This is a genomic window from Pantoea sp. Cy-640 (assembly GCF_011752635.1).
GTDB lineage: Bacteria > Pseudomonadota > Gammaproteobacteria > Enterobacterales > Enterobacteriaceae > Pantoea > Pantoea dispersa.
Genome location: NZ_VWXB01000008.1, coordinates 197,700 through 218,057, shown reverse-complemented (window position 1 = coordinate 218,057; position 20,358 = coordinate 197,700). Strand labels below are relative to the sequence as shown.

The 20,358-nt window shown below is 58.6% G+C and carries 17 protein-coding genes; 7 read left to right on the top strand and 10 right to left on the bottom strand.

Translation table 11 applies throughout. The features are described 5' to 3' along the window. Nucleotides 1-197: 197 nt before the first annotated feature. The gene (gene glnA / locus F3J36_RS19075) at nucleotides 198-1,607 is read right to left on the bottom strand and encodes a glutamate--ammonia ligase (protein WP_031279641.1); all 1,410 of its coding nucleotides are present in this window, start codon (nucleotides 1,605-1,607) and stop codon (nucleotides 198-200) included. A gap of 440 nt (nucleotides 1,608-2,047) precedes the next feature. Between glnA and typA the strand changes: the two genes are divergently transcribed. The 5 genes from typA to fabY all read left to right on the top strand — a co-directional run bounded on the left by typA (nucleotide 2,048) and on the right by fabY (nucleotide 6,962). Further along, nucleotides 2,048-3,868, top strand: coding sequence for a ribosome-dependent GTPase TypA (gene typA / locus F3J36_RS19070; RefSeq protein ID WP_021507116.1), 1,821 nt, complete (start codon nucleotides 2,048-2,050; stop codon nucleotides 3,866-3,868). Nucleotides 3,869-4,051: 183 nt separating this feature from the next. Continuing rightward, nucleotides 4,052-4,648 carry a glucose-1-phosphatase gene (gene yihX / locus F3J36_RS19065; protein WP_021507115.1) on the top strand — a complete coding sequence of 199 codons (597 nt, stop codon included), beginning with the start codon at nucleotides 4,052-4,054 and terminating at the stop codon, nucleotides 4,646-4,648. Nucleotides 4,649-4,654: 6 nt separating this feature from the next. Continuing rightward, nucleotides 4,655-5,521, top strand: coding sequence for a virulence factor BrkB family protein (locus F3J36_RS19060; RefSeq protein ID WP_021507114.1), 867 nt, complete (start codon nucleotides 4,655-4,657; stop codon nucleotides 5,519-5,521). Beyond that, nucleotides 5,518-5,955 carry a D-aminoacyl-tRNA deacylase gene (gene dtd / locus F3J36_RS19055; protein WP_021507113.1) on the top strand — a complete coding sequence of 146 codons (438 nt, stop codon included), beginning with the start codon at nucleotides 5,518-5,520 and terminating at the stop codon, nucleotides 5,953-5,955. The genes F3J36_RS19060 and dtd overlap by 4 nt, the downstream gene beginning before the upstream one ends. Before the next feature lie 59 nt (nucleotides 5,956-6,014). Further along, on the top strand, nucleotides 6,015-6,962 hold the full coding sequence (gene fabY / locus F3J36_RS19050) for a fatty acid biosynthesis protein FabY (protein ID WP_021507112.1): 948 nt from the start codon (nucleotides 6,015-6,017) through the stop codon (nucleotides 6,960-6,962). Between the two features lie 205 nt (nucleotides 6,963-7,167). Here fabY and F3J36_RS19045 read toward each other — a convergent pair whose 3' ends face one another. The 3 genes from F3J36_RS19045 to F3J36_RS19035 all read right to left on the bottom strand — a co-directional run bounded on the left by F3J36_RS19045 (nucleotide 7,168) and on the right by F3J36_RS19035 (nucleotide 11,384). Continuing rightward, complete coding sequence (locus F3J36_RS19045) at nucleotides 7,168-8,847, bottom strand: AsmA family protein (protein WP_127833484.1); 1,680 nt, start codon at nucleotides 8,845-8,847, stop codon at nucleotides 7,168-7,170. Between the two features lie 122 nt (nucleotides 8,848-8,969). Further along, nucleotides 8,970-10,358 carry an NCS2 family protein gene (locus F3J36_RS19040; protein WP_021507110.1) on the bottom strand — a complete coding sequence of 463 codons (1,389 nt, stop codon included), beginning with the start codon at nucleotides 10,356-10,358 and terminating at the stop codon, nucleotides 8,970-8,972. Nucleotides 10,359-10,448: 90 nt separating this feature from the next. Then, nucleotides 10,449-11,384 (bottom strand): zinc-binding alcohol dehydrogenase family protein, encoded by a 936-nt coding sequence (locus tag F3J36_RS19035; RefSeq protein ID WP_166720260.1) that lies wholly within the window; start codon nucleotides 11,382-11,384, stop codon nucleotides 10,449-10,451. Between the two features lie 69 nt (nucleotides 11,385-11,453). Here F3J36_RS19035 and F3J36_RS19030 point away from each other — a divergent pair, with 69 nt between their 5' ends. Then, a complete protein-coding gene (locus F3J36_RS19030) occupies nucleotides 11,454-11,939 on the top strand; it encodes a MarR family winged helix-turn-helix transcriptional regulator (protein WP_166720259.1) in 486 nt (161 codons plus the stop codon). Here the strand turns inward: F3J36_RS19030 and recG are convergent. The 5 genes from recG to gmk are packed head-to-tail and all read right to left on the bottom strand — an operon-like array spanning nucleotide 11,936 to nucleotide 17,798. Then, on the bottom strand, nucleotides 11,936-14,014 hold the full coding sequence (recG, locus tag F3J36_RS19025; protein WP_021507107.1) for an ATP-dependent DNA helicase RecG: 2,079 nt from the start codon (nucleotides 14,012-14,014) through the stop codon (nucleotides 11,936-11,938). The genes F3J36_RS19030 and recG overlap by 4 nt on opposite strands. Continuing rightward, nucleotides 14,011-14,706, bottom strand: coding sequence for a tRNA (guanosine(18)-2'-O)-methyltransferase TrmH (gene trmH, locus F3J36_RS19020; protein ID WP_166720258.1), 696 nt, complete (start codon nucleotides 14,704-14,706; stop codon nucleotides 14,011-14,013). The genes recG and trmH overlap by 4 nt, the downstream gene beginning before the upstream one ends. Nucleotides 14,707-14,709: 3 nt before the next feature. Further along, entirely contained in the window at nucleotides 14,710-16,821 is a 2,112-nt protein-coding gene (spoT, locus tag F3J36_RS19015; protein ID WP_021507105.1) for a bifunctional GTP diphosphokinase/guanosine-3',5'-bis pyrophosphate 3'-pyrophosphohydrolase, read from the bottom strand. Nucleotides 16,822-16,841: 20 nt separating this feature from the next. After that, a complete protein-coding gene (rpoZ, locus tag F3J36_RS19010) occupies nucleotides 16,842-17,117 on the bottom strand; it encodes a DNA-directed RNA polymerase subunit omega (protein ID WP_021314198.1) in 276 nt (91 codons plus the stop codon). A gap of 57 nt (nucleotides 17,118-17,174) precedes the next feature. Continuing rightward, nucleotides 17,175-17,798 (bottom strand): guanylate kinase, encoded by a 624-nt coding sequence (gmk, locus tag F3J36_RS19005; protein ID WP_021507104.1) that lies wholly within the window; start codon nucleotides 17,796-17,798, stop codon nucleotides 17,175-17,177. A 238-nt stretch (nucleotides 17,799-18,036) separates the two neighbouring features. Here gmk and ligB point away from each other — a divergent pair, with 238 nt between their 5' ends. Continuing rightward, on the top strand, nucleotides 18,037-19,806 hold the full coding sequence (gene ligB / locus F3J36_RS19000) for an NAD-dependent DNA ligase LigB (RefSeq protein WP_166720257.1): 1,770 nt from the start codon (nucleotides 18,037-18,039) through the stop codon (nucleotides 19,804-19,806). Here the strand turns inward: ligB and F3J36_RS18995 are convergent. Continuing rightward, complete coding sequence (locus tag F3J36_RS18995) at nucleotides 19,720-20,337, bottom strand: trimeric intracellular cation channel family protein (protein WP_031279636.1); 618 nt, start codon at nucleotides 20,335-20,337, stop codon at nucleotides 19,720-19,722. The two genes, ligB and F3J36_RS18995, sit on opposite strands and share 87 nt — an antisense overlap. Nucleotides 20,338-20,358: the final 21 nt, after the last annotated feature.

The following is a 20,358-nucleotide window of genomic DNA, read 5'->3' as shown; positions in this document are numbered from 1 at the left end:
CAGCGTTCCTCTGCACTAAATTAGTGCATTATAGCCTTTGGGGACGCAAATCTATCCGTCGAACGATGAATTCGCGGTGAAAAAAGCCCATCCGGAGATGGGCTAAAGTTTCCACGGCAACAAAAAATCTTCAGCGCCAGGATTAGCACCGTCGCGGCGTTGGCGGCTACGGTGCATCTGCGCGAATCTTTTAAGGATTAAACGCTGTAGTACAGTTCGAACTCAACCGGGTGCGGCGTCATGCGTACGCGGTCGTTGTCAGCTTTACGCAGTTCGATGTAAGCATCGATAGCGTCATCGGTGAACACGCCGCCACGGGTCAGGAACTCGCGGTCTTCGTTCAGTGCGTTCAGCGCTTCTTCCAGTGAACCGGCCACTTTTGGAATCTCAGCTTCTTCTTCCGGCGGCAGGTCGTACAGGTTTTTGTCCATCGCATCGCCAGGGTGGATCTTGTTGATCACGCCGTCGAGGCCGGCCATCAGCAGTGCGGTGAACGCCAGGTATGGGTTAGCCGCTGGATCCGGGAAGCGCGCTTCGATACGACGTGCTTTCGGGCTGGCCACCACCGGGATACGGATAGAGGCAGAACGGTTACGCGCTGAGTAAGCCAGCATTACCGGTGCTTCGTAGCCTGGGACCAGACGCTTGTATGAGTTGGTGGTCGGGTTAGCCAGGGCGTTGATGGCTTTTGCGTGCTTGATGATACCGCCGATGTAGAACAGGGCAGTTTCAGACAGGCCGCCGTATTTGTCGCCAGAGAACAGGTTTACGCCGCCTTTAGACAGTGACATGTGGCAGTGCATACCGGAACCGTTGTCGCCAAACATTGGCTTCGGCATAAAGGTCGCCGTTTTGCCGTAGGCGTGCGCGACGTTGTGCACGACATATTTGTAGATCTGAATTTCGTCAGCTTTCTTGGTCATGGTGTTGAAGCGGGTAGCCACTTCGTTCTGACCAGCAGTAGCCACTTCGTGGTGATGCGCTTCTACCACCAGACCCATCTGCTCCATGGTCAGACACATGGCAGAACGGATGTCCTGTGATGAGTCAACCGGTGGCACCGGGAAGTAGCCGCCTTTCAGACCTGGACGGTGACCTTTGTTACCGCCTTCGTACTCTTTACCGGTGTTCCAGGCTGCTTCGATGTCGTCGATAGCCACGTGTGAGCCGGAAGTTGAAGAGCCGAAACGGATGTCGTCAAACAGGAAGAACTCTGGCTCAGGTCCGAACAGTACGGTGTCGGCGATGCCGGAAGAACGCAGGAACTCTTCTGCGCGCTTGGCAATGGAGCGCGGGTCGCGATCGTAGCCCTGCAGCGTACCTGGCTCGAGAATGTCACAGCGGATGATGAGCGTCGGATCTTCGAAGAACGGATCCATTACGGCAGTTGTTGCATCCGGCATCAGCACCATGTCTGATTCGTTAATGCCTTTCCAGCCGCCGATGGAAGAGCCATCGAACATTTTGCCTTCTTCGAAGAAGTCAGCGTTAACCTGGTGAGCAGGGATAGTAACGTGCTGTTCTTTACCTTTGGTATCGGTAAAACGCAGGTCAACAAACTTAACTTCGTGCTCGTTCATCATCGAGAGAACGTGTTCAGCGGACATACTCAACTCTCCTGGAAATGGTCATTTTGTCGTCGTGGTGAGAGAACTTCTGTTGCCGGGAATGTGTCACGACTACTGACCACCCCTGACCAAGATCTCGGCAAGCTCTTCAACCGTTGTGCAACTGTCGTTTTCGCTTAAAAGATATAAAGCGAATTCTGTGCCAACTTTATTACAATGGTGAAAATGGCGCTGTGATGCGCCCTGCGGTGAGACGACGGCTGCACCAGCGTGGATGGAATGCACCAAAATAGTGCCGTCAGTTTAGGGGTGAGCACTTAAATGGTGCAAAGCGCCATCAAAGTGCAGCTTAATGCACCGTAATTGGTGCTAAAAACGCGCACTGCGAGAATCTTTCGGCGAAAACTGTGATCATGTTCAGTCTTTCGCTTAATCCGTGTACAATACCGCGTTATTTCTATAATGCCTGAGGCAAAGCTGTGATCGAAAATTTGCGTAACATCGCCATCATCGCGCACGTTGACCATGGTAAGACCACCCTGGTTGACAAACTGCTGCAACAGTCCGGTACTTTTGATGCCCGTACCGAAGCGACTGAGCGCGTGATGGACTCCAACGATTTGGAGAAAGAGCGTGGGATTACCATCCTCGCGAAAAACACCGCCATCAAATGGAACGACTACCGTATCAACATCGTTGATACCCCGGGACACGCCGACTTCGGTGGTGAAGTTGAGCGCGTCATGTCCATGGTGGATTCGGTGCTGCTGGTTGTAGACGCGATGGATGGCCCTATGCCGCAAACCCGCTTCGTAACCAAGAAAGCCTTTGCCCACGGTTTGAAGCCGATTGTAGTCATCAACAAAGTTGACCGTCCTGGCGCGCGTCCTGACTGGGTTGTTGACCAGGTATTTGACCTGTTCGTCAACCTCGACGCGACTGACGAGCAGCTCGATTTCCCGATCATTTATGCGTCTGCGCTGAATGGTATCGCCGGTCTGGATCACACCGACATGGCTGACGACATGACCCCGCTGTATCAGGCCATCGTCGACCACGTTTCTCCACCGCAGGTTGAAGTTGAAGCCCCACTGCAGATGCAGATCTCGCAGCTGGACTACAACAACTACCTCGGCGTAATCGGTATCGGCCGCATCAAGCGCGGTAAAGTGAAGCCAAACCAGCAGGTTACTGTAATCGACAGCGAAGGGAAAACCCGTAACGCGAAAGTCGGTAAAGTGCTGGGCCATCTGGGTCTGGAGCGTATTGAATCCGACCTGGCTGAAGCGGGCGACATCATCGCTATCACCGGTCTGGGCGAGCTGAACATCTCCGACACCATCTGCGACACGCAGAATGTGGAAGCGCTGCCAGCGCTGAGCGTGGATGAGCCAACCGTAACCATGTTCTTCAACGTCAACACCTCACCGTTCTGTGGTAAAGAAGGTAAGTTTGTGACGTCGCGTCAGATCCTTGAGCGTCTGAACAAAGAGCTGGTGCACAACGTAGCGCTGCGCGTAGAAGAAACTGAAGATGCTGATGCATTCCGCGTATCCGGTCGTGGTGAGCTGCACCTGTCAGTTCTGATCGAGAACATGCGTCGTGAAGGCTACGAGCTGGCGGTATCCCGTCCGAAAGTTATCTTCCGTGAATTCGAAGGCCGCAAGCAGGAGCCATTCGAAAACGTTACCCTCGACATCGAAGAAACCCATCAGGGTTCAGTGATGCAGGCGATGGGTGAGCGTAAAGGCGACCTGAAAAACATGGATCCGGATGGTAAAGGCCGCGTACGTCTCGACTACGTGATCCCAAGCCGTGGTCTGATCGGCTTCCGTAACGAATTCATGACCATGACTTCCGGTACCGGTCTGCTGTACTCCACCTTCAGCCACTACGACGACGTGCGTCCGGGCGAAGTGGGCCAGCGTCAGAACGGCGTGCTGATCTCCAACGGTCAGGGTAAAGCGGTTGCCTTCGCCCTGTTCGGCCTGCAGGATCGCGGTAAGCTGTTTCTCGGTCACGGTGCGGAAGTGTATGAAGGCCAGATCATCGGTATTCACAGCCGTTCTAACGACCTGACCGTAAACTGCCTGACCGGTAAGAAACTGACCAACATGCGTGCGTCAGGTACTGACGAAGCTACCACCTTGGTACCACCGCAGAAAATGACGCTGGAGCAGGCTATCGAGTTCATCGATGACGACGAACTGGTAGAAGTGACGCCGCAGTCAGTACGTATTCGTAAACGCCACCTGACCGAGAACGATCGCAAACGCGCGTCTCGCGGCAGCAAAGAGTAAGCGAAATCGTCTGATAATGAGCCCCGCACCCGCGGGGCTTTTTTTTGCCTGCCGTCTGAGGCAGCGTGACCCGCACGAAATCAGACCCCGCTTGCGGAATGCGGATTTCCCCTAAGCGTACCTGTTCAGGCTTGCCTTTTACCGCTAGAGTGAATGATCCAGGGAACGTAGAGGAGAGGTGTCATGCTGTACATCTTTGATTTAGGCAATGTGATTGTTGATATCGATTTCAATCGGGTACTCGGCGTCTGGAGCGATCTGGGACGCGTGCCGCTTGCCACGCTGCAGAGCCGTTTTCGCATGGACGAGACCTTCGAGCAGCACGAGCGGGGCGAAATCAGCGACCCGGAGTTTGCTGCGCGGCTGTGTGACCAGCTCGATATTGCCCTGAGCTATCCGCAGTTCACTGCGGGCTGGCAGGCGGTGTTTGTCGGCGTGCGTCCGGAAACGCTGGCGATCATGAACCAGCTGCGCGCCAGCGGCGAGCGCGTGGTGATTCTGTCTAACACCAACCAGCTGCATTTCGAGTTCTGGCCAACGCAGTATCCGGAAGTGCAGCAGGCTGCCGACCACATCTATATGTCGCAGGATATCGGCATGCGCAAACCGGAAGCGCGCATCTGGCACTACGTACTGGAGCATGAAGGCTTCACCGCCGATCAGGCGGTATTCTTTGATGACAACCAGGCGAATGTTGATGCGGCGCGCGCGCTGGGCATTGAGAGCGTGCTGGTCGAAGATGCGAAAACTGTGCCTGACTGGTTTGCGAGCCGTCGCTGAGTGACCATGCGAACTCATCTGCGCCACTCGGCGCATGCGTTTTTCCTGTGGATCAAACTGCTGTGGCGCCGCATCGATGAAGACAACATGACCACGCAGGCCGGTAATCTGGCCTACGTGTCACTGCTGGCGCTGGTGCCGCTGATTGCCGTGGTATTCGCGCTGTTTGCCGCCTTCCCGGTGTTCTCCGACATCAGCGTGCAGCTGAAGAACTTCATCTTCACTAACTTCATGCCGGCCGCCGGGGATGTGATTCAGCGCTATCTCGATCAGTTTGTCGCCAACGTCAACAAAATGACGGCGGTGGGAGCGGTCGGGCTGATTGTCACTGCGCTGCTGCTGATGCACTCGGTCGACAGCGCGCTCAACGCCATCTGGCGCAGCGACAAGCCGCGCCCGATGGTCTACTCCTTTGCGGTCTACTGGATGATTCTGACGCTGGGACCGCTGCTGGCCGGTGCCAGTCTGGCCATCAGCTCCTATCTGCTGTCGCTGCGCTGGGTGAACGTGACCGGCGTCACCAGCCTGATCGATCAGGCGCTGCGCATCTTCCCGCTGGTACTCTCCATTCTCGCCTTCTGGCTGCTGTACAGCATTGTGCCGACGCGGCGCGTGCCGGGACGCGATGCGTTGATAGGTGCGGTGGTCGCGGGTCTGCTGTTCGAGCTGGGTAAAAAAGGCTTTGCGCTCTATGTTACGATGTTTCCTTCGTATCAATTAATTTACGGCGTGCTGGCGGTGATCCCCATCCTGTTTCTGTGGGTTTACTGGACCTGGTGTATTGTGTTGTTAGGCGCGGAAGTGACCGTCACGCTGGATGACTATCGCCAGTTAAAACAGCAGGAACGCGATAAAGAACGAGAGGAAACATGATTGCTTTGATTCAGCGTGTGACGCGCGCCAGCGTCAGCGTGGATAACGCCACGGTGGGCGAAATTGGCGCCGGTCTGCTGGTGCTGCTGGGGGTGGAAAAGGGCGATGACGAGCAGAAATCACAGCGCCTGGCGGAGAAAGTGCTGGGCTACCGTATCTTTGGCGATGAGAACGACAAAATGAACCTCAGCGTACAGCAGACAGGCGGTAGCGTGCTGGTGGTTTCGCAATTCACCCTGGCGGCCGACACGCAAAAAGGCATGCGTCCCTCTTTCTCTGGCGGCGCGCATCCGGCGGAAGCCGAGCGCCTCTATCACGACTTCAGCGATCGCTGCCGGGCGCTGGGCGTCACCACCGCCAACGGGCGCTTCGCCGCCAATATGCAGGTTTCGCTGATTAACGATGGTCCGGTGACCTTCTGGTTACAGGTGTGAGATTTTTAGCCGAGCGGCAAGGGATCAGCCACGCAAGCTCCGAACGAGAGAATCACTTTATGTATCATCTTCGCGTACCGCAAACGGCGGAAGAGCTGGATATGTATTACCAGTTCCGCTGGGAAATGTTACGGAAGCCGCTGCGCCAGCCGCAGGGCTCAGAACGTGATGCCTGGGATGCGCTGGCGCATCACCAGATGGTGGTGGATGAGCACGGCAAACCGGTAGCGGTGGGCCGCCTGTATATCAATGCGGAAAATGAAGCGGCGATCCGCTTTCTGGCGGTGCACCCGTCGGTGCAGGGCAAAGGGCTGGGTACGCTGGTGGCGATGACGCTGGAGTCGGTGGCGCGCCAGGAAGGGGCCAAACGCGTCACCTGTAGCGCGCGCGAGGATGCGGTGGAGTTCTTTGCCAAGCTCGGCTTTGTTAATCAGGGCGAAATTACCGCACCGCAAACCACGCCGGTGCGCCACTTCCTGATGATTAAACCGGTGGTGACGCTGGATGATATTCTGCATCGCGCCGACTGGTGCGGACAGCTGCAGCAGGCGTGGTACGAACACATCCCGCTGAGCGAAAAGATGGGCGTGCGCATTCTGCAGTATACCGGGCAGAAGTTTGTCACCACCATGCCGGAAGCCGGCAACCAGAACCCGCACCACACGCTGTTTGCCGGCAGCCTGTTTTCACTCGCCACGCTTACCGGCTGGGGATTGATCTGGCTGCTGCTGCGCGAACGCCATCTCGGCGGCACCATCATTCTGGCCGATGCGCATATACGCTATAGCAAACCCATCAGCGGACGGCCCGGCGCCATCGCCGATCTCGGCTCGCTGAGCGGCGATCTCGACCGGCTGGCGCGCGGACGAAAAGCACGCGTACAGATGGAGGTGGAGCTGTTTGGGGATGATGAGCTGGGTGCGGTGTTTGAAGGTGTCTACATCGTGTTACCCGCCGATCCCGACGGACCGCTGGAAGAGGGCGGTTCAGGCGCGCGTATTAATTAACCACGCAGCGCGCAACAAAACCACAGGGTCACTCTGCATGGCGTAATGTGTGTCAGTTAAGATTCAAATGCATTCAACAACAGTTGCATTTTTGGTAGCGGCGCAATTTATTGCGCGATAAATCGCGCCGCTACAAGTATTGTGCGATTGGCGATGGCCTGACTCGCCCGCATCGCGCTTTTCAGCGCGATCGGTCATGCAATCATCACTGCACCTGCCCGCCACGCATCGTCTGCTGCACCGACTGCGTATCCGTCGTCACCGACAAACTGCCTTCTGCGCTGGTACGCAGCGGGGCGCCCGCGCTGAGCGATCCCTTCAGCTGCAGCTGCAAATTACTGCTGCCGCTCAGCGGCAGCGCAGGCCAGCCCCAGTTTTGCAGCACGTTTGCCGGTACCGCCTGGCCTTTCAGGTTCAGCGTAAACGGACGCTGTGCTTCCTGCCCTGCGGTTGCCGTGCCTTCCAGTAATCCGCTGCCGTTAAAGGCGCTCATCTCGCTGACCTCAATCTGCCGATCGCTGGCGTTCAGGCTAATCGACGGATGGCGCAAATCGGTGCGGTTAAAGGTGGCTTCCGCCGCGTTAAAGCTGGCTTTGCCGGCCCAGATGCCCCATTGATGCTGGCGCGCCAGCAGCAGATTCTCTGCATTACCGTCGAGCGCGGTCATCTGGAACGGGAAGGCCGGATTGATATCAATCACCAGGTTACGGTTAGCGGTCGCACGCTTCACCAGCACGCTATCCAGCCAGCCCGGCAGCGTCTGCTGCCAGCGATCGCGCCAGTTTTGCGGCAGCGTGTATTCCAGGCCGGCAATGGCTAAATCGTCAAGCGTCAGGCGCTTATCGCTGCGCGTCCAGCTGCCGCTGGCGCGAATCACGCCGTTGACCCAGCGGGAGCTGAACTGCGTCAGCTGAATGCCCTGCGGTGAGAATTCGGCGTTGACGATCGGATCGTTGAGTTCAAAGCTGCCGTTAATAAAGTTGCCGGCGTTCATGGCCAGCGAACCGTCGTCGCTCTGCCAGTCATCGCCGCGCAGCGTGATGTTCTTCAGGGTCAGATCGAGATCGGTCACCGCCCAGTCCGGGCCCTGCAGGCGCGCATCGGTCATATCCAGCCGGTTAATGCTCACCGAAGGCACGTCACGCAGCGGACTGAGGAACTCGCTCAGGCTCTGCTGGGTTTGCAGGCGAATATCGTTAAGACGCAGCTGGTTGATTTGCCAGTTACCCTGCGCGTCGCGCTCGGCCCGTCCGGTCATTGAGCCGCGCGCCAGATCGGCGCCGATATTGCTCAGCACCAGCCGGCGTTTGGCGATATTGCCCTGCAGCAGCACGTTGTTACCGGCGACGCCGTCCAGCGTCATGGCACCTGCGCTCATCTGGAACTGCGCATCGCTGCCCAGCATATCGTCAGGCGTGGGCTTCCACGGCACAATGCCGCCGTTGACCCGCTGCGCCGCCAGCGGCAGGGCGCTGTGCGGGCTTTCGATCTGCACATTATTGAGCTGCAGCCGGTTGGCCTGGATCGGCAGCGTGGTTTGTGGTGACTGGTTAGCGAGGTTGATGTCGCCGTCGCGCACTTCAATGCTGTCGAAATGCAGCGGATCGCTGAACTGCACCAGTGCCAGACCGAGATCGACGCGCTTCGCCACCAGCACCGCCGGCTGGCCGTCGTGGCCGAAGCTGAAGTCATCCAGGATGATGTGGGAAGGCGAGGAGAAGTTGTGCTCAATCTTACTCAGCGACAAATGCCAGGCGGTTTTATCGCTTACCCAACGGCTAAACCAGCCTGCGCCCCACTGGGTTTGCAGCAGCACATAGAGAACCACCAGCGCCAGCAGAATCAGCAGTAACAAGGTAAGGAAAAACTTGCCTAAAAATTTCATCGCATCCATCCATCCCGATATTTATCCGGTGAGTGGTTGTTATGCCTGAATTACCGTTACAGCTCAACAGCCTGGATGAAAAAGCGGATAAATAACAGGCAGGCCGTAGCCTGCCAGCAGCATTACTTTTCCTGCGGAAAGACGAGGTTAAGCACGATAGCGGTGATACCCCCGGCGGCGATGCCGGATGACAGCAGGGTTTTCAGCCAGTCCGGGGCAAATTGCAGAATCAGCGGCTGTTGCGATACGCCGAGGCCCACCGCCAGCGACAGCGCGATGATCATAATGGCGCGGCGATTGAGCGGTTCGCGCGACACGATGCGCACGCCAGAAGCGGCAATGGTACCAAACATCACGATGGTGGCTCCGCCCAGTACCGGTTCCGGAATATGCTGCACAAAGCCGCTCACCGCCGGGAACAGGCCGAGTACGATAAGCATCAGCGCTACCACAAAGCCCACGTAGCGGCTGGCCACGCCGGTCAGCTGAATCACCCCGTTGTTCTGACCGAAGCAGGAGTTAGGGAAGGTGTTGAACAGCGCCGACACAAACGAGTTGAGACCATTGGCCAGCACGCCGCCTTTCAGACGCTTCATATACAGCGGACCGCTGACCGGCTGTTCGGAGACATCGGAGGTGGCGGTAATATCGCCGATGGTTTCCAGCGAGGTCACCATAAACACCAGCATCAGCGGGATCAGCAGATTCCAGTCAAAACCCAGGCCGTAATAGAGCGGCGACGGCACGGCCAGCAGCGCCTGGTTGGTGGGTGCAGAGGTAGCGGGCAGCATATCCAGCGCCCAGGCCAGCGCATAACCCACCGCCATGGCGATCACCAGCGACGCGACGCGCAGATAAGGGTTGCGCTGGCGGTTGAGCAGGATGATAACCACCAGTACGGCACCGGCCAGCAGCAGATTTTTCGGCGCCCCAAAGCTGTGATCGTTCATGGCGGCGAAGCCACCGCCAATCGAGGTCAGGCCGACCTGAATCAGCGACAGACCGATAATCATCACCACAATGCCGGACACCAGCGGCGTGATGATGCGGCGCGCGAGGTGCAGCACGCGTGACAGCAACATCTCAGTACAGGAAGCCACCATCAGGGTACCAAACAGCGCTGCCATCATGGTCGGCACATCGGCACCGCCGTTTTTCAGCGCCATACCACCCATGATCAGCGGCGTGACAAAGTTAAAGCTGGTGCCCTGAATCGACAGCAGGCCAGAGCCCACCGGTCCCCAGGTTTTGATTTGCAGAATGGACGCCACGCCCGAAGCAAACAGCGACATGCTGATGATGTGCTGCGTGTCCTGCGCCGGTAAGCCGAGCGCCTGGCAGATCAGCAGTGCCGGGGTAATCACCGCCACAAACATCGCCAGCAGATGCTGGCAGGCAGCAAACAGCGTTTGCGGCAGCGGCGGACGATCTTCAAGACGGTAAATCAGTTCACTTTTGCTCTCGCCTGGCGCAGTGGCAGGCTGGCGGGATTCAGCAGTATTGACGGACATGGTGGCTTCTCAATAACAACAAAGGGGCGATTTTAAACGGTTGCGTTGTGAAAGCAATCGTTTGCAATGCCCCTTTTAGTTGCGATTGATCTAGAGCGTAAACACGGTGCGGCAACGGCTGTCATCCTGCTGCCACGCCTGCTCTACCTCACTCAGCGGACGCTGCTGAAAAGCGATGGAGAAATCACTTTCAGCGGCGGCGTTCAGCATCTCACCAATGCAGGCGATCAGTTCGCTGTCAGAGACGCTGCCCAGTCCGCTGCCCATCAGCGTCAGTCCGGATGAGCGCAGCAGTTTACTGTGCAGCGCGATCTCCTGCCCGCTGAGCGAGCCAATCTGCACGAAGCGCACCGTTTTCTCACCGCCGGCCACGGCCGCGTGCATGATGTCGAGCGCACTCTGGCCCCACAGATAATCCAGCACCACATCAATGCCTTGCTGCATCAGCGCTGGCAGCGCGCCGGGCAATTCATCCAGCGTCAGGATGATATCCGCGCCCTGCGTGCGCAGCTGCTCCAGCACCGCGCGGTTACGGCCGGTGGCGATGATTTTCCCGGCACCGAGGTGACGCGCAATACGCACCGCCAGCCCGCCGGAGGTGCCGGTTGCGCCGTTGATCAGCACGGTTTCCCCTGCCTGAAACTGTGCGCGGCGCGTCAGTGCGGCCCACGAGGACATGCCGGGATTGGCGATTGCCGCAGCCAGCAGCGGATCAAGCGTCGGCGGCAGCGCAACCACCGCCGCAGCCGGCACCCGGGTCTGCTGCGCCATACTGCCCCACGGTGCGCTAAAGGCGACAAAATAGACCGGATCGCCGTTGCTCAGCGTGCCGGTGCCATCAATGCCGGCGATAAACGGATAGTGGCTACCGGCGCTGTAATGGGCGCCGGCAGCTCGCGCTTTGGCCAGCTGGCTGATGGCGGCGGCCTTCACCGTTACCACCACATGCTGTTCATCGGCCTGCGGTGGCGGGAAATCGCCCCATACCGGTTTCTCACCTGCGGCACTGACAATGGCTGCTTTCATGTTTCACCTTCAGTTCATCGGATAATATGTGTAATATGCACACATTAGGCCTGCTCTGGGATGACGTCAATGAAAAGCGTGCAAAATACACATAATAATGCCAGCTTCGATGATTTGCACAACGCGCTGCTGATGATCGTCGGCACCTTTAATCGTCCGCAACGTGATGAATTATTAATAAAAGAGTCCGGTATCCAGCTGGATCGTGCCCTGTTTCCGCTGTTGATCCAGATTGGCCGCTTTGGTCCCCTCGGCGTGGTGGAGCTGGCCGATCGCGCCGGGCGCGATTACACCACCGTCAGCCGTCAGGTGGCGAAGCTGGAAGAGCTGGGGCTGGCGCAGCGGCAGAAAAATGCCAGAGACAAGCGGGTCAATGAGGCGGTGATCACGGCGGCGGGAAAAGCGATGACGGACAAAATCGACGCGGCGCGCACCCAGATCTATCAGCAGCTGTTCGCTGACTGGCCAGCTGAAGAGCGCGCTGAGTTAACGCGCCTGTTACAGCGCTTCGTCGGGGATTTTATGGCGGTGGAGCGACAGCCGCAGCTGGATTAAGCGTGGCTGTAGCGCTCGGTTTCCGGCAGCCAGCGCTCGATCAGCGCCTGAGCCTGTTCGGGATAATGCTGGTGGATATGGCGCGCCACGCGCTGAACTTCCGGAATCATGCTTTGATCGCGCAGTAAATCGGCAACTTTAAACTCGGCGTTGCCGGTCTGGCGCGTGCCGAGCAATTCACCCGGACCGCGAATTTCCAGATCGTGCTGGGCGATGACAAAACCGTCGTTACTGTCGCGCAGCACCTGCAGGCGTTTCTGCGCGGTTTTACTCAGCGGCGCTTTGTACAGCAGCACGCAGTGTGAGGCGACGGCACCGCGGCCAACGCGTCCGCGCAGCTGATGAAGCTGTGCAAGACCAAGTCGTTCCGGGTTTTCGATGATCATCAGGCTGGCGTTGGGCACATCCACGCCGACCTCAATCACCGTGGTGGCCACCAGCAGCTGGATTTCGTTGGCCTTAAACGCCGCCATCACCGCCTGTTTCTCTGCCGGCTTCATGCGCCCGTGTACCAGACCGACCTGCAGGTCCGGCAGCGCCACTTTCAGCTCCTGCCAGGTGGCTTCCGCCGCCTGCGCTTCCAGCACGTCGGATTCATCGATCAGCGTACACACCCAATAGGCCTGACGGCCTTCATGGCAGGCGCTTTGCACCCGGGTGATGATGTCGCTGCGGCGGGTATCGGGAATTGCCACCGTGGTCACCGGCGTACGGCCCGGCGGCAGTTCGTCAATGGTTGAGGTATCGAGATCGGCGTAGGCCGTCATCGCCAGGGTGCGCGGAATCGGGGTGGCGGTCATGATCAGCTGATGCGGATGGAAACCCTGCTCTTCGCCTTTTTCCCACAGCGCCAGCCGCTGATGCACGCCGAAACGGTGCTGCTCATCAATGATCACCAGCGCCATGCCGTTGAACTTCACCTGTTCCTGGAACAGCGCGTGCGTGCCCACCACCATCGCCACCTGACCGCTGGCAATCGCCTCCTGCTGCGCTTCGCGCGCTTTGCCTTTCTGCTTTCCGGCCAGCCAGCCAACCTCTACGCCAAGCGGCGCAAACCACTGGCGGAAATTACTGGCGTGCTGTTCAGCCAGCAGTTCGGTCGGCGCCATCAGCGCTACCTGCTTGCCGTGGGCGATTACGTTCAGCGCCGCCAGGGCAGCTACCAGCGTTTTACCGGAGCCGACATCACCCTGCACCAGGCGCATCATCGGGAAGTCGTGCGCCAGATCGCGCTCAATCTCTGCGACCACGCGCCGCTGCGCCGCGGTGGGCGAGAATGGCAGCGCGGCCAGCAGTTTATCCACCAGTTGGTGGCGTGCCGGCATGGGCAGGGCGTGATGGCGCTGCGCGCCGGCGCGTACCGCCAGCATGCTGAGATTGTGCGCCAGCAGCTCTTCGAGAATCAGACGCTTCTGCGCCGGATGACGGCCGGTTTCCAGCTCGCTCAGGCGCAGGTCCGGCGGCGGCCGGTGCAGGGTGCGTAGCGCCTCTGGCAGGCTGATCAGACCGCCGCTCAATTCCGGCGGCAGCAGCTCGGCAATCGGGCAGCTCTCCAGCAGCGTCAGTGCCTGATCGGTGAGATTGCGCAGCGTGGCCTGGCGAATACCTTCGGTGGTGGGATAGACCGGCGTCAGGGTTTCCTGCAGCTCAACGCCACCCAGCTCGCCCTGGACGCGATACTCCGGATGAATGATTTCAGCGCCGCGCTGGCCGCGTTTGATCTCGCCATAAGCGGTGACGCGACGGCCCGGTGCCAGGCTGTTTTTCATGCCGGCGTTGAAATTGAAGAAGCGCATCGTCAGCACGCCGCTGCCGTCGCTGATCTGGCATACCAGCATACGGCGGCGGCCAAAGGTGATTTCGCTATGCAGCACTTCACCTTCCACCGTCGCCCAGATGCCGGGCAGCAGATCGTTAATTTTGTACAGCTGGGTGCGGTCTTCGTAGCGCAGCGGCAGGTGCAGCAGCAGATCCTGAATGGTAAACAGGCCGAGTTTCGCCAGCTTACCTGCCTGGCTGGCGCCGACGCCGGTCAGGGTACTGAGCGGAATGGCATCCAGCAGACGGCCTTTCATTTTTTACCCGTCGCTTGCATGGTGGACCACCAGACGGCATCGGCTTCGACTTCGCCCTGCGCGTTGATGTGCGGATAGGGCAGGCCTTTCTGCTTCGCTACGCGCGCCAGCACCGGATACCCGCCCTCAAACAGCAGGCGCTGCTGCTCATCCTCGTCCAGCAGGCTGTGCTGGCGGCGATACATGCCGGCGTTTTGCCGCTGGCGCTGGGCTTCATACAGAATCAGCGCGGAGGCCACGGAGACATTCAGCGACTGCACCATACCGACCATCGGAATGATGATATCGCGGTCGGCCATCGCCAGCGCTTCAGCAGTGATGCCGGTTTTCTCCTGGCCCATCAAAATACAGGTCGGTTTGGTGTAATCGATCTCGCGGAAATCGACCGCTTTGTCTGACAGATGAGTCGCCAGCACCTGCATGCCGCGATCTTTCAGATGGCGCACCGCATCAGCAATGTGGCGATGGGTTTTCACCTTCACCCAACTGTTACTGCCCGCCGACGCGGACACCATGGTGCGCATACGTACGCTGGGCCATACGGCGTGCACTTCGTGGATGCCGACGGCGTCGGCGGTGCGGATCACCGCAGAGACATTGTGCGGCTTATGCACCTGCTCCATGCAGACGGTGAGATCGTGCTGGCGCATGGCCAGCATCTCCTGGATACGAGCAAAACGTTGAGCGTTCATGCACTAATTACGGTTACGGTGAACTTTAATCACGTCCGGCATCACGCGGATTTTACGCATGATATTGGCCAGATGGACGCGATCGTTCGCGGTGAGGCGGATGAAGGCGCTGTAAACGCGGCCGTCACGCTCTTCGGTATTGAGGCTTTGAATATTCGAACCTGCGGTATTGATTGCCGCGGTCAGGTTGGCCAGCGCGCCCTGGTGGTTAAACATATCCACCTTAATCTCGGCGACAAACTCCTGATCGGTCACTTTATCCCATTCAACCGGCATGAATTTTTCCGGTTCTTTCTGGTAGCCGCGAATGTTGCGACAGGATTCGTGATGCACCACCAGACCTTTACCGGGACTAACGTGCGCGACAATCGGATCGCCAGGGATTGGACGGCAGCACTTGGCGAAGGTAATCAGCACGCCATCAGCGCCCTTGATCGGCAGCTTTTTACTGCGCTTGCTGCTGCCAGATGACGGTTCGCTACCGGATTGCAGCAGGTTCTTCGCCACCACCACGCTCATGGCATTGCCGAGGCCAATCTCCGCCAGCAGATCGTCGATGCTGGAGAGCTTCATACGCTCCAGCTCCTGCTGAATATTCTCCGCCGGAATCTCGGCCAGCTTTTTGCTGCCGCCGAGTGCGTGGCTCAGCAGACGACGACCGAGGTTAACGGAATCTTCGCGCTTGAGGTTTTTCAGCAGCTGGCGAATTTTGGCACGCGCTTTTGAGCTCACCACAAAGTTGAGCCACGCGGCATTTGGCCGGGCGCCAGGTGCGGTAATGATTTCAATCGTCTGGCCGCTGGTCAGCGCCTGCGATAGCGGATACGGCTGGCGATCGACGCGCGCACCGACGCAGGCGTGACCGATATCGGTGTGCACCGCATAGGCGAAATCCACCGGCGTGGCGCCAGCGGGCAGTTCGACGATGCGGCCTTCCGGCGTAAACACGTAGATCTCATCCGGGAACAGATCGGATTTTACGCTCTCGATAAATTCAAACGAGCTGCCAGCGCTCTGCTGCAGCTCCAGCAGGCTTTGCAGCCAGCGCTGGGCGCGAATTTGCGCGGTGGTACCGCTTTCGCCAGCTTCTTTATAAGCCCAGTGGGCCGCTACCCCCATCTCCGCCATCTGATCCATATCTTCGGTACGGATTTGCACCTCAACCGGCACGCCGTGCGGGCCGATCATCGAGGTGTGCAGTGACTGATAGCCGTTGGCTTTGGGAATGGCGATGTAATCTTTCACGCGTCCGGGACGCGGTTTGTACAGGCTGTGCATCTGACCAAGCACGCGATAGCAGGTATCGAGGTCTTTCACGATGACGCGAAAGGCATAAATATCCATGATCGAGTGAAATCGCTGCTCTTTCAGGTGCATTTTGCGGTAGATCGAATAGAGATGCTTTTCACGTCCGCTGACGCGGCACGGAATGCCGGCTTCCTGCAGACGCCCGTCGATTTCCGACAGGATCTTCTGAATCATCTCTTTACGGTTACCGCGCGCCGCTTTCACCACCTCTTTAATCACGCGGAAACGGTTTGGATAGAGTGCTTCAAAGCCGAGCTCTTCCAGTTCCGTTTTCAGGTGATGAATACCGAGGCGGTGCGCCAGAGGACTGTAAATCTCCAGCGTTTCCAGCGCGATGCGCCGTTTTTTATCCGGACGCAGCGCACCCAGCGTGCGCATGTTGTGCGTGCGGTCAGCCAGTTTGATCAGGATGACGCGAATGTCCTGCACCATCGCCATGATCATTTTGCGGAAGTTTTCAGCCTGCGCTTCTTTCTTGTCGCGGAATTTCAGCTTATCAAGCTTGGAAACGCCTTCTACCAGCTCGGCCACGCTTTTTCCGAACAGCTGTTCCATGTCCTGATAGGTGGCGGGCGTATCCTCGATCACATCATGCAGCAGCGCCGCCATCAGCGTTTCGTGGTCGAGCTTCATCTCGGCCAGAATGCAGGCAACCGCAACGGGATGGGTGATATAGGGTTCGCCGCTGGAGCGTGTCTGGCCCTCGTGGGCATCACGTGCGACAAGGTAAGCTTGCTTGAGGCGCTTGATTTGCTCCTCAGGCAAGTATTTTTCAATCAGCTGATTGAGGCTTTCAAACAGATACAAGGTTGACCTGCAGAGTGCTGTTAACGACGACCTTCAGCGATAGCGGTAACGGCTTGTAACTCAGCGGCTTCCTGCTCTTGCTGTTCCTGACGATCACGGACATCCAGAATCTGGTTGGTGATCAGGCCTTCTTCGATTTCGCGCAGGGCGATAACGGTGGCTTTATCGTTCTCTTCCGGAACCAGCGGATCTTTGCCGCCTACCTGCATCTGACGTGCACGACGTGCAGCGACCAACACCAGGTCAAAACGGTTACCAACTTTCTCTACTGCGTCCTGAACGGTTACGCGTGCCATAGGTGTGCTACTCCACAGATGATGAAGAAATGACTGGGCATAATACTGAAAGTGACTTCAGACTGCCAATAGTTTGCTGATTAAAGCATCATGTCGCGCTTTCTGGCGACCCATACGCAGACGTTCTGCGCGAATAATGGTTTTCAGATCCGACAGCGCCAGATCGAAATCATCATTAACAATCAAATAATCGTATTCGGCATAGTGGCTCATTTCTGCCACTGCCTGCGCCATGCGGCGGGCGATCACCTCTTCGCTGTCCTGACCGCGGCCGCGCAGACGGCGATCCAGCTCTTCGGTGGACGGCGGCAGAACAAAGATGCTGCGGGCGGCCGGCATTCTCTGGCGAATCTGCTGTGCGCCCTGCCAGTCAATGTCGAGAAACACGTCAACGCCGGTCGCCAGCACCTGCTCAATCGCCGCGCGTGAGGTGCCGTAATAATTGCCAAACACTTCCGCATGCTCAAGGAAAGCATCCTCGGCGATCATGCGTTCGAATTCAGGCTTTGAGACGAAAAAGTAGTGTTCACCATGCGCTTCGCCGGGGCGCACGCCGCGGGTGGTATGAGAAACAGACACCTGCGTATCGTACAGCGGTTGTGTCTTTAACAGCGCCTGAATCAGGCTGGATTTACCTGCGCCGCTGGGGGCGGAAACAATATAGAGCGTGCCTTGAGCCATGGTTATCTTGAATTGAGTAAAGAGCGGAGTCGATTTCCTGCACAGTATACACGGCTTAAGCGCAGCACGCAGCGTTTGCCGCCCGCACGCGGCAATTCTTTTTCTGTGCGCGCCCTCCAGCGGCAGCGCAACTTTCTGCAATTCGCACAAAAATCCGTCAGCCTCGCTCCACAATCGGCTTTTTAACGCTGGTGTCACTCACCGCGGCACGCTGCAATCAGCAAAAAAGGAGGCGACGATGAAAGGATGGAGATGGCTGGGTGCGATGTTGCTGGCGGGATGTGCGAATGGGATGGCGGTCTGTCCCAACTGGTCACCGGTGCGCGCTGAAAAGGAGATGGGCGTGCTGCACAACCAGCTGCGCCACTGGGATGATGCCTACTACCGTCAGGGGCAAAGCCCGGTAAGCGATGCCGATTACGACAGCCTGCAGCAGCGCTTACAGCAGTGGCAGCGCTGCTTCACGCCGGCGTTGCCCGGCTATGCGGCACAGCTCAGCACCGACGGCAGCACGCTGCATCCGGTGGCGCATACCGGCGTGCGCAAGCTGCGTGACAAGCTGGCGGTGGCCTACTGGATGCAGGATAAACCGGCACTGTGGGTGCAGCCGAAAGTCGATGGCGTGGCGGTGACGCTGGTGTATCGCCACGGCGAACTGGCTGGCCTGATCAGCCGGGGCGACGGACTGCGCGGTGAACAGTGGCTGGCGAAAGCACCGCATATTGCGGCGATCCCGCGGCATATCGCGACCGACCGTGCGGAAGTGGTGTTACAGGGCGAACTGTTTCTGACGATGACCGATCACCAGCAGGCGCGCGACGGCGGTCAGAATGCGCGCGCCCAGGTGGCGGGCGCCATGATGCGGCGCGAAGCCAGTCCGCTGCTGTCGCGCATTGGCGTGTTTATCTGGGCATGGCCGGATGGGCCGCCGATGATGCAGGCGCGGCTGGCGCAGCTTACGCAGTGGGGCTTTGCCCTGACGCAGCAGTGGAGCCGCCAGGTCAGTAATGAAGAGGCGGTCGCGGCCTGGCGTGAGCGCTGGTATCGCCAGCCGCTGCCTTTTGTCACTGATGGTGTGGTGATTCACCAGTCACCGCAGCGCGTCGGGCGCGACTGGCAGCCCGGACAGGGCAGCTGGTCGGCCGCGTGGAAATATCAGCCTGCCGAAGTCAGCAGCGAGGTGCTGTCGGTGGATTTCAACGTCGGACGTACCGGCAAAATTGCCGTGGTGCTAAACCTGCAGCCGGTGCAGCTGGAGGATAAAACCGTCCGGCGGGTCAATCTGGGCTCGCTGCGTCGCTGGAAGCAGTGGGATGTGATTGCCGGCGATCAGGTCACGCTGTCGCTGGCCGGGCTGGGTATTCCGCGGCTGGAACGGGTGATCTGGCGCGTGGCGCAGCGCGACTATCCGCTGCCGCCACAGGACGACGCATTCAATCCGCTAAGCTGCCTGCACTTCAGCGCAGGGTGTCGCGCGCAGTTTCTGTCGCGCCTCAGCTGGCTGAGTCATAAGTCGGTGCTGGATATTGCTGGCATGCAGCGCAGTAGCTGGCAGCGCCTGCTGGACGGTGGCAGCATCAGCCACCTGTTCTCCTGGCTGACGCTCACGCCAGAGCAGATTGCGCAGGCGCAGGGCATCTCCACCGTTCGCGCCCGGCAGATCTGGCATCGCTTTAACCTGACGCGCCAGCAGCCGCTGCGCCGCTGGATCAGCGCGCTGGGCTTACCGCTGCCGCGCACGGCACTCCAGGCGTTGCCCGATACGCAGTGGTCGCAGCTGCTGGCGCGTTCAGCCGACAGCTGGCAGCAGCTGCCGGGTATCGGCAACGTCCTGGCACAGCGACTGGTGACGATGCTGCAGGATGCGCGCCTGCAGTCGCTGATTCACTTTCTGCAGCAGCAGAATATCCCGGCGCAGCCGTCAGTGCTCGGGGTGGGGGTAGTTGAAAATCGGCAGACCGAGGCGGAAGCGCAGCGCCAGCAGGCGGGCGAAGAAGCCGAACAGTAGCGTGATGATCACCACCACTTCATGCGCCAGCGGTGTTTTCAGCAGCAGGATATACATCCAGCCGGAAGCAAAAGCGATGCCGGCGTACAGCTCTTTCTGGAATACCAGCGGAATGCGGTTGCAGAACATATCGCGCAGCACGCCGCCAAAAACGCCGGTGATGACTGCGGCGATGGCGGCGATGATCGCCGCATGGCCGGAATCCAGCGCAACCTGTGCGCCGATAATCGAGAACACCACCAGACCCAGCGCATCCAGCACCAGAAACACTTTACGCAGATGATTCATCAGCGGCGCGACAAAGGTGGTGACCACGGCCGCCGCCGCGACGATCATGATGTATTCCGGGTGTTTCACCCAGCCGAGCGGATAGTGGCCCAGCAGAATATCGCGCACCGAGCCGCCGCCAATCGCCGTGACTGACGCAATAATAATGACGCCGAACAGGTCCATTTTGCGTCGGCCTGCCGCCAGCGCACCGGTCATTGCTTCGGCGGTAATACCAATGATGTACAGGACGGTTAATAACATAGAGCACTCCAGTAAACTGGC

Coding starts and splice junctions, on each gene's coding strand:
- ligB (WP_166720257.1), top strand. CDS start 18,037: ATGAAAGGATGGAGATGGCTGGGTGCGATGTTGCTGGCGGGATGTGCG.
- F3J36_RS19035 (WP_166720260.1), bottom strand. CDS start 11,384: ATGAAAGCAGCCATTGTCAGTGCCGCAGGTGAGAAACCGGTATGGGGC.
- gmk (WP_021507104.1), bottom strand. CDS start 17,798: ATGGCTCAAGGCACGCTCTATATTGTTTCCGCCCCCAGCGGCGCAGGT.
- F3J36_RS19030 (WP_166720259.1), top strand. CDS start 11,454: ATGAAAAGCGTGCAAAATACACATAATAATGCCAGCTTCGATGATTTG.
- recG (WP_021507107.1), bottom strand. CDS start 14,014: ATGAAAGGCCGTCTGCTGGATGCCATTCCGCTCAGTACCCTGACCGGC.
- rpoZ (WP_021314198.1), bottom strand. CDS start 17,117: ATGGCACGCGTAACCGTTCAGGACGCAGTAGAGAAAGTTGGTAACCGT.
- F3J36_RS19060 (WP_021507114.1), top strand. CDS start 4,655: ATGCGAACTCATCTGCGCCACTCGGCGCATGCGTTTTTCCTGTGGATC.
- dtd (WP_021507113.1), top strand. CDS start 5,518: ATGATTGCTTTGATTCAGCGTGTGACGCGCGCCAGCGTCAGCGTGGAT.
- glnA (WP_031279641.1), bottom strand. CDS start 1,607: ATGTCCGCTGAACACGTTCTCTCGATGATGAACGAGCACGAAGTTAAG.
- trmH (WP_166720258.1), bottom strand. CDS start 14,706: ATGAACGCTCAACGTTTTGCTCGTATCCAGGAGATGCTGGCCATGCGC.
- F3J36_RS19045 (WP_127833484.1), bottom strand. CDS start 8,847: ATGAAATTTTTAGGCAAGTTTTTCCTTACCTTGTTACTGCTGATTCTG.
- yihX (WP_021507115.1), top strand. CDS start 4,052: ATGCTGTACATCTTTGATTTAGGCAATGTGATTGTTGATATCGATTTC.
- F3J36_RS18995 (WP_031279636.1), bottom strand. CDS start 20,337: ATGTTATTAACCGTCCTGTACATCATTGGTATTACCGCCGAAGCAATG.
- F3J36_RS19040 (WP_021507110.1), bottom strand. CDS start 10,358: ATGTCCGTCAATACTGCTGAATCCCGCCAGCCTGCCACTGCGCCAGGC.
- fabY (WP_021507112.1), top strand. CDS start 6,015: ATGTATCATCTTCGCGTACCGCAAACGGCGGAAGAGCTGGATATGTAT.